The sequence below is a fragment of the Streptomyces sp. NPDC046759 genome (genome assembly GCF_040645475.1).
In the GTDB taxonomy this organism is placed as follows: Bacteria; Actinomycetota; Actinomycetes; order Streptomycetales; family Streptomycetaceae; genus Streptomyces.
Map to the genome: position 1 here is coordinate 142,231 of NZ_JBEYYJ010000025.1, position 6,346 is coordinate 148,576.

At 69.6% G+C, this 6,346-nt stretch carries 4 protein-coding genes, 1 pseudogene and 1 riboswitch; of the genes and pseudogenes, 4 read left to right on the forward strand and 1 reads right to left on the reverse strand.

All coding sequences use genetic code 11. The features are described 5' to 3' along the window. The first annotated feature begins 139 nt into the window (after positions 1-139). The 3 genes from ABZ919_RS29790 (at position 140) to ABZ919_RS29800 (ending at position 3,651) form a co-directional block, all read left to right on the forward strand. Positions 140-1,249 carry a LacI family DNA-binding transcriptional regulator gene (locus ABZ919_RS29790; RefSeq protein ID WP_361253632.1) on the forward strand — a complete coding sequence of 370 codons (1,110 nt, stop codon included), beginning with the start codon at positions 140-142 and terminating at the stop codon, positions 1,247-1,249. A gap of 280 nt (positions 1,250-1,529) precedes the next feature. Then, a complete protein-coding gene (locus ABZ919_RS29795; protein WP_361253634.1) occupies positions 1,530-2,609 on the forward strand; it encodes a metallophosphoesterase in 1,080 nt (359 codons plus the stop codon). A gap of 181 nt (positions 2,610-2,790) precedes the next feature. Continuing rightward, on the forward strand, positions 2,791-3,651 hold the full coding sequence (locus tag ABZ919_RS29800) for a hypothetical protein (RefSeq protein ID WP_361253636.1): 861 nt from the start codon (positions 2,791-2,793) through the stop codon (positions 3,649-3,651). Positions 3,652-3,995: 344 nt separating this feature from the next. On the opposite strand, the gene thiC is transcribed toward ABZ919_RS29800, so the two are convergent. Next, a complete protein-coding gene (thiC, locus tag ABZ919_RS29805) occupies positions 3,996-5,798 on the reverse strand; it encodes a phosphomethylpyrimidine synthase ThiC (protein ID WP_361253638.1) in 1,803 nt (600 codons plus the stop codon). Next, positions 5,791-5,968: riboswitch (TPP riboswitch) on the reverse strand. Its footprint overlaps the gene before it by 8 nt. Positions 5,969-5,989: 21 nt before the next feature. Here thiC and ABZ919_RS29810 point away from each other — a divergent pair. After that, positions 5,990-6,346 (forward strand): annotated as a pseudogene (locus ABZ919_RS29810) (hypothetical protein); the annotation flags it as partial.

Here is a 6,346-nt window from a genome sequence, read left to right on the forward strand (position 1 = left end):
TCACGTCCTGCTGCCGAATCGTTCAACTGCCTTATTTTCCAAGGCAGTTCGACTGCTGTGACCATGCAGAAACGTGCCTGTCAAGGCGTGCATATGCGTCCGCACTACCCCACCGCATGAGCCCTACTATCGGCTCGCCATGACAGCAGCAGGGAAGCACCAGGTGAGCCGCGCGGAAACCTCACGTCGAGGAAGCCGGCCGGGCCGGGCGGGCATCAGAGACGTGGCCGCCGCCGCCGGGGTCTCCATCACGACCGTCTCCGACGCCCTCAACGGCAAGGGTCGGCTCCCGGATGCCACCCGACGCCACGTCCGCGAGGTCGCCGACCGGCTGGGGTACCGCCCCTCGGCCGCCGCCCGCACCCTCCGTACCGGCAAGTCGGGACTGATCGGCCTGACCGTGACGACGTACGGGGATGAACCTTTCACCTTCACGGAGTTCGCCTACTTCGCAGAGATGGCACGGGCCGCCACCTCGGCCGCGCTCGCCCGCGGCTACGCCCTGGTCATCCTGCCCGCGACCTCACGCCACGACGTCTGGTCCAACGTGGCCCTCGACGGCACCGTTGTCATCGATCCGTCCGACCAGGATCCGGTGGTCACCGAACTCGTCCGGCAGGGCCTGCCCGTCGTCTCCGACGGCCGCCCGGCCGGCTCACTGCCGGTCACGGCCTGGGTCGACAACGACCACGAGGCCGCCGTGCTCGGCATCCTCGACCACCTCGCCGACGCCGGCGCCCGCCGCATCGGGCTGCTCACGGGCACGACGACGGACACGTATACCCACCTGTCCACCACCGCCTACCTGCGCTGGTGCGAGCGCGTCGGCCAGGATCCGGTCTACGAGGCCTATCCCGCGCACGACCCGTGTGCGGGCGCGGTAGCCGCCGACCGGCTGCTCGCCCGCCCCGACCGGCCCGACGCGGTCTACGGTCTGTTCGACCCCAACGGCACCGATCTGCTGGCCGCCGCCCGCCGCTACGGGCTCCGCGTCCCCGACGACCTGCTGCTGGTGTGCTGCAGCGAGTCCATGGTGTACGCCAGCACCGAGCCGGCCATCACCACGCTCTCCCTGAAACCGCGCCGCATCGGCACCGCGGTCGTCCAGCTCCTCATCGACGCCATCGAGGGCCTGGAGTCGGACCAGCCGGTCGAGCAGGTGATACCGACCGAGCTGATCGTCCGCACCTCGTCCCAGCGGCGCCCGCCACGTACGACGGTCAGCCCGCCACGGACGCCGGAGAAATAGCGCCGGAAAGCGGGGCGCTCACCCCGTACGTCCGCCCTCCAGGGGAGGGGACTCGACGGGCGGCGAGGGGCGGGCCGGGTGTTCGGTCGGCCGATAGCGGGCCGAACACCTGCCCAAACGGGGCGAAAGCCGCGGTGAACTGGAGTCTTGTTCCGATTCCCCACCCCTGGGTCATCACACGGCGCGACGCGCATTCCTATGATGGGCCCACGACACCGTGGACCGCTGCGACCAGGCAGTCCGAAGCGGTGCAGATGCGGCGCGATGGTGGAGGGGTCTGATGACTCAGGGGGCCGGTCAGGGACCCGAGGTGGAGCGGACGGCTACGCTGCGCGACTTCCGGGTGCCGGCATATGTCAACGAGACCGGTCCGTACGTCCGCACCGCCCACCCGGGCGACACCGCGCCGCCCGTCGACGAGCCGTACCCCGACGGCTACACGCCCACCCAGCGCGACCTGCCCGTCATCGACCGGCCGGAGACGCGGCGGGAGCCCGTCGAACCGGTGCCCGCGGCCCCGGCACCGCAGCCCGCCGCCGGGCCCGGTCCGCTGTTCGTCGTCGGAGACGTTCACGGGTACCTCGACGAACTGGTGACCGCCCTGCAGGAGCAGGGGCTCATCGACGCCTCGGGCCAGTGGTGTGCCGGCACCACGCGGCTGTGGTTCCTCGGTGACTTCACCGACCGCGGACCCGACGGCATCGGCGTCATCGACCTCGTGATGCGGCTCTCCGCCGAGGCGGCGGCGGCCGGCGGCTACTGCAAGGCCCTCTTGGGCAACCACGAGCTGCTGCTGCTCGGCGCCAAGCGGTTCGGCGACACCCCCGTCAACTCCGGCGCGGGCACCGCCACCTTCCAGGCGGCCTGGCTGCTCAACGGCGGCCAGAAGACCGACATGGACCGCCTCCAGGACCACCACCTGCAGTGGATGGCCCGCCTCGACGCGGTCGAGGAGGTCGACGGCTATCTGCTCGTGCACTCGGACACCACCGCCTACCTCGACTACGGCGACTCCATCGAGGCGGTCAACGACACCGTCCGCGAGACCCTCACCCGCAACGACGCGGACGAGTGCTGGGATCTGTTCCGCAAGTTCACCAAACGCTTCTCCTTCCGCGACGAGGGGGGCGCGGACGCCGTGCGCTCCCTCCTCGATACGTACGGCGGCGCCCGCGTCGTTCACGGCCACAGCCCGATTCCCTACCTCCTCGGCGAGGTCGGCTCCGAGGACGGCGAGGAGGGCACCGGCCCGGCCGTGGAAGGGCCGCACGTCTACGCCGACGGGCTCGCCATCGCGATGGACGGCGGGGTGACCATGGCCGGAAAGCTACTGGTCCGGCAACTCCCGCTGGCCACCTGACCGTTCCCGGGGCAGGCATTCCTCCGGCGAGCACCAGCAGGCCGAAGGGCAATTTCCGGCAACCCCCTGTCACCGCGTGCCGTCCCGGCTCTACCATCGGCTTATCCGTAGCAGGCTCCCCTCCGTTTCTGCCCGACGGCTCGCCGGCGTGCGAGCCCCAAGCCCTACGGAGCATCGGGGGATGCACATGAACAGCGTTCCGCAGCACCTGCTGAGCGAGGACCGCCTGGAATTCGAGCGGCTCCTCGATGAGGCGCTGCGCTCCGCACCACAGCGGCCGGAACTGGCCGCTGTCGGACAGCGGCTCAATCCCGAACAACTACGCACCATGGCGCTCAACGCCACCGCTCTGATAACGGCCGCCGCCGCGGCCGAATACCAGCACTACGTGAAGATCCGCGACGAACTGCGCCACCCGGCGATGACTCCCTCGGTCATCGGCGACTCCGGATCGGCGGAGGAGAGTTCGGCCAAGGCCGGACTCGTCACCGCCCTCGGCCAGGCCGACGACGACACCGGCGCGGGTGCCGTCGCGGTCGTCGCCGTACTGGCTCCGGTCCTCTCCGGAACCGCCGCGGCGATCTTCCTGCTCGTCGGTTACATCCTGAAGACGCTGAGCCCCGGACAGGCCTTCGCCCAGACCATGCTGACCGCCGGCTGGGTGTTCGGCGCGGTGACCGCGGCAGCCATCCTCGTCGCCGCCGTCGGGCTGCTCCTCACCGCCCTGCGCAACGGGAGCTCGGCACAGGCCCAGGCGCTGGACGCAGCGCACCGGAACCTGGACAGCGCCAGGGAAGCCTGGCGCGAGGCCCTGCTGGAGCGCGGCATCCTGCCGTTTCTGCGGGAGGCCCTCAGCGAGCCCGGACCGGCCACCCTGCACCGCACGACCCCGCCGGCACCACGTGGCCGTATGCCCCGCCTGGGGTACGACCGCCCCGGCTTCAGCAGTCCCGACGACGGCACCGAGTCGGGCCGCCCGAGCTTCACCAGCCCGGACTACACCAGCCCGGACTTCGGCGGCCCGGAGCACCAGCCGGAGTAACCGCGCATCAGCACCTGAACGGTCCGGTACGCGTCCCTCGACGACAAGGGCCCGACCGGGAAGCGGGCCGAGCGGCAGCCGGTGTGGGCCACCACCCCGGTCAGCCGCGGACCCCACCGGCCTTCGGCTGCACCGGCCGCCCCGACGGGGGCCCGCGGCGGCCAGTTCAGCCCCTCGGTTCCAGCCGCTGAGGCGGATCCTCCCCGCAGCGCGGGTGTCGTCGCTCATCGCCGGGCGGTCCACGAACCCTATGTGCAGCAGCCGAACTGCACGCATCAGCGTGCAGGCGGTCCGTGCCCGCGGGCGGCTCACATCTGCGAGGGCACGGACGCCATGGGCTGGACTCAGTCGGCGATCGGCAGGTACACCCGGTTCCCGGCCTCGGCGAACTCCTTCGACTTCTGGAGCATCCCCTCAGCGATCTCCTCCGGCGAAGCCTCCTCAGCAGCCGCACCACCGAACCGCTCTGTGATGCTTTGGCTGATCTTCATGCTGCAGAACTTCGGCCCGCACATGGAGCAGAAGTGGGCCGTCTTGGCGGGCTCGGCCGGCAGCGTCTCGTCGTGGAACTCCCGGGCCGTGTCCGGGTCCAGAGCGAGGTTGAACTGGTCCTCCCACCGGAACTCGAAGCGGGCGTCGGACAGCGCGTCGTCCCACTCCTGGGCTCCCGGGTGTCCCTTGGCGAGATCGGCCGCGTGGGCGGCGATCTTGTAGGTGATGACGCCGGTCTTGACGTCGTCCCGGTTGGGCAGGCCCAGGTGCTCCTTGGGGGTGACGTAGCAGAGCATCGCGGTGCCCCACCAGGCGATCATCGCGGCGCCGATGCCGGAGGTGATGTGGTCGTACGCCGGTGCGATGTCGGTGGTCAGCGGGCCGAGCGTATAGAACGGAGCTTCATCGCAGATCTCCTGCTGAAGGTCGATGTTCTCCTTGATCTTGTGCATCGGGACATGTCCCGGGCCCTCGATCATGGTCTGTACGTTGAAACGCCTGGCGATCCGGTTGAGTTCCCCGAGGGTGCGCAACTCCGCGAACTGTGCCTCGTCGTTGGCGTCCGCGATCGACCCCGGCCTGAGACCGTCGCCCAGCGAGTACGTGACGTCGTAGGCGGCGAGAATCTCACACAGTTCCTCGAAGTTCTCGTACAGGAACGACTCCTTGTGGTGCGCCAGGCACCACGCGGCCATGATCGAGCCGCCGCGCGAGACGATGCCGGTCTTGCGGTTGGCGGTGAGCGGCACATACGGCAGTCGCACGCCCGCGTGAACCGTCATGTAGTCCACGCCCTGTTCGGCCTGCTCGATGACCGTGTCCTTGTAGATCTCCCAGGTCAGTTCCTCGGCCTTGCCGTCGACCTTCTCCAGGGCCTGGTACAGCGGCACCGTGCCGATGGGGACGGGAGAGTTGCGCAGCACCCACTCGCGGGTGGTGTGGATGTTGCGGCCGGTGGAGAGGTCCATGACGGTGTCGGCACCCCAGCGGGTCGCCCAGGTCATCTTCTCCACCTCCTCCTCGATGGACGAGGTCACCGCGGAGTTGCCGATGTTGGCGTTGACCTTCACCAGGAACCGCTTGCCGATGATCATCGGCTCGATCTCCGGGTGGTTGACGTTGGCCGGCAGTACCGCGCGCCCCGCGGCGATCTCCTCGCGGACCACCTCGGGAGAGACGTTCTCCCGGATGGCCACGTACTCCATCTCCGGGGTGATCTCCCCCCGGCGGGCATACGCGAGCTGTGTCACCGCCTCGGCGGTGCGGCCCCTGCGCGGCTGGCGCGGCCGTCCGGGGAAGACCGCGTCCAGGTTGCGCAGCCCGCCACGCGGCGAGGTGTGCTTGATCCCGTCGTCCTCGGGACGGACGGGACGCCCCGCGTACTCCTCGGTGTCGCCACGGGCGATGATCCAGTTGTCCCGCAGCGGAGGCAGGCCCCGGCGGACATCGGTGTCGACGAACGGATCGGTGTACGGGCCCGACGTGTCGTACAGCGTGACCGACTGCCCGTTGGTGAGGTGCACCTGACGGACCGGCACGCGCAGGTCAGGGCGCGAACCCTCGACGTACGCCTTGTGCCAGCCGATGGACTTCCCGGCCTCCTGGGACTTGTCGTCCTGAATGGAGGCAGGCGTGCGTGCGTCCTTGTTGGTCATGAGACCTACTCCCTACGCCGGCATTACCCGGTAACAGGTTCGGCGGTCGACGCAGCGGTTTCCGTCTCTCGACATCTCCTGCGGAACATCGCCTGTTCCACGTGAAACATCGCGTGTACGGAGGTCAGCGCCCTCTCAGCCCGGTGCTCCGAGCTCCCGCGTGTGCAAAGGTGCCTCCACGCTAGCGTCATATGTGGCGCGGTGAACAGTGGGCCCCTTCCCGTTGTTGCGACGATCGGGCGGTGACCAGCATCGAGCAGTACCCGTACCGGCCGCCCGAGACACACCACGGAGGCGGTCAGGGGCTGGGCGGCGACCACCGTCACGACAGTCCTGCAGGGCGCGGCACCGGCGGCAGGAGACCTCGCGAGGACGAGGCGCCCGGTGAGAGTCACGGGCAAGCGCAGGGTCACGGTCACGGGCACAGTCATGGACACAGCCACAGTCACGGGCCTGCCGCTCCGGTCTCCCGGCACCTGCGGAAGGTCATCGCGGCGATCCTGATCCCCTTCACCGCGGCGGTCGTCGTCGGCCTGCTGGTGCTGTGG

Bases quoted from the DNA above. Each gene is read 5' to 3' on its own strand.
- thiC (WP_361253638.1), bottom strand. From the start codon at position 5,798: ATGACCAACAAGGACGCACGCACGCCTGCCTCCATTCAGGACGACAAG.
- ABZ919_RS29790 (WP_361253632.1), top strand. From the start codon at position 140: ATGACAGCAGCAGGGAAGCACCAGGTGAGCCGCGCGGAAACCTCACGT.
- ABZ919_RS29795 (WP_361253634.1), top strand. From the start codon at position 1,530: ATGACTCAGGGGGCCGGTCAGGGACCCGAGGTGGAGCGGACGGCTACG.
- ABZ919_RS29800 (WP_361253636.1), top strand. From the start codon at position 2,791: ATGCACATGAACAGCGTTCCGCAGCACCTGCTGAGCGAGGACCGCCTG.